At 58.5% G+C, this 1,462-nt stretch carries 1 protein-coding gene; it reads right to left on the bottom strand.

The window, feature by feature from the left end:
- Nucleotides 1-184: 184 nt before the first annotated feature.
- On the bottom strand, nt 185-1,393 hold the full coding sequence (locus tag BLW97_RS17905; protein WP_075324148.1) for an IS4 family transposase: 1,209 nt from the start codon (nt 1,391-1,393) through the stop codon (nt 185-187).
- Nucleotides 1,394-1,462 lie beyond the last annotated feature (69 nt).

The following is a 1,462-nucleotide window of genomic DNA, read 5'->3' as shown; positions in this document are numbered from 1 at the left end:
CAATAATGTTTAGTTAGTAACGATCACGGCGCACGGGTTACAGGGAACCCTTAATGGATCGCCTCTATCCCTGATTGGATATGAACTCATTTTTCGGCGCACTCCGCGTGGGTTACGCTTACCCCGACTGGTAACAGCGCGACCGGAAGCCATTTCCTGCAACACACTCTGCAACCAGGCAGACCTACCCCGAGGGGGGAAGAGCGCCGACAGCGGGAAGACGGCGATGGAGGACGCGCACCGCATGGATGAAGGACAGATCCTGCGCGGCCTGACCGGTTTGCGCTGCGGCTTCGGTCATCAGGTGGCGGATAGCTGCATGGACTAACAGGAGTGCATAGAACTCCTGCTCCACTAACTCCGGTCGCTTGCTGCGCAGTACGACCTGGCGCTCTGCCAGGTGGGTCTTGAGCTCATCGAAACTGGATTCGATGGTCCAGCGCTGGTGATACAGGGCGGCCAATTCCAGGGCGGGCGCCTCAATGGGATCCAACCAGCTGGTGATCAGGCGGTAAACCGGCTCAGCATCGGGGATGCCCTTCAAGGTATATTCGATAACCCGCACCCGGATGCCATGGCGCTGTTTTTTTCGGTCTGCAGAACTGGGGTAAATGGTGCTGAGATACGACCCGTCGGGCAAGACTTCTTCTCGGGGCAATTGCACGACGCTACTCAGTCGAAACAGCAGACGGGCGCCCGTGGCGAGGGAGTGCTTCCAGAAAGCGTAGCCATAAAACCCTCGGTCGGCGGTCACCAGCATGCTGGAATCCGCATGCGCCATGACTGACAAGGCCAGATCTCGCTCCCCCTGGTCGTAAGGACCCGGTTCTGCATAGCACAAGGTGTGGGTCCCACATTCGGCCATGGCGACAAAACGGAGCTTGGGAAAAGCCGACGCACCCCGAGAAGAAGGGGGGTAGCCATAGCACTCCGCATTGGCGGCTTCATCCGGCATGTCCAGGGTGGAGCCGTCAATGGCCATAATTCGTAGGCCGCGATAGAACACGCCGGGCATCTCTGCCGGGCCATGCGGTTGGACCTGCTCTTGATACAACGCCTTCAGCGGACCCGCACCGACACGGCCGCGCGCCTGGGAGATGGCCCCCTTGCTGACGGTGGCCTGCCTCAAGCCCTTCTCTCCGAGCAGGGGCCGTAACCCCTCAATCACCAAACGGAGAACCTCCTCGTAGGCGACGTTGGCATAGAGGACCATCGCCAGGACAAAATAAATCAGGACGTCGTGGGGCAGTCCCCGTCGCCGCTGACTTTCCAAGCCTTGTTGCGCCAAGGTCTTCCGGACTTTTCCGATGGGACAGCGCATCGCCAGATAGCCCACCGTCAGATAATCGGCCAGACGAGCGCCTACAGGTAATTGTGCTTTGGTACGTGCCATTGCCATGTCTCCCCAGAAACAAAACATGGCGGTTATTCTGACAGAAAATTACCTATCTAAACAGTATTG

This window comes from Acidithiobacillus albertensis (genome assembly GCF_001931655.1).
Taxonomy (GTDB): Bacteria; Pseudomonadota; Gammaproteobacteria; order Acidithiobacillales; family Acidithiobacillaceae; genus Acidithiobacillus; species Acidithiobacillus thiooxidans.
Note: the sequence above shows the minus strand (reverse complement) of the source record. Positions and strands in the feature narration are given on the sequence as shown.